The following is a 262-nucleotide window of genomic DNA, read 5'->3' on the forward strand; positions in this document are numbered from 1 at the left end:
GATCATCATCATCTGATGCCGGTAACGGCAGCAGCTGGCTGATGGTCGGAACCTGAGACATGGTGTTAATAAATTTGTTGCTGACAATGTAAAGCTTGTCCAGACGGCCTTCGTCGTAGGCCTGCAACATCACTTTTACCGGACCGATCAGTTCGGACAGGGAAGGGTTATCCCCCATGCCGGTGACCTGGGCAACAACATTGCCGCCCACGGAGTTGAAGAACGACACGCCTTTCGAGCCGATCATTGCGAGGTCGCATTG

General features: G+C 53.4%; 1 protein-coding gene. It reads right to left on the reverse strand.

The genetic code is table 11. From position 1 onward, the window contains the following. On the reverse strand, positions 1-262 hold a 262-nt coding region (locus tag SB756_RS31450; RefSeq protein ID WP_410913420.1), incomplete at both ends, for a F0F1 ATP synthase subunit gamma.

The organism is Pseudomonas sp. SIMBA_068 (assembly GCF_046534705.1).
In the GTDB taxonomy this organism is placed as follows: domain Bacteria; phylum Pseudomonadota; class Gammaproteobacteria; order Pseudomonadales; family Pseudomonadaceae; genus Aquipseudomonas; species Aquipseudomonas putida.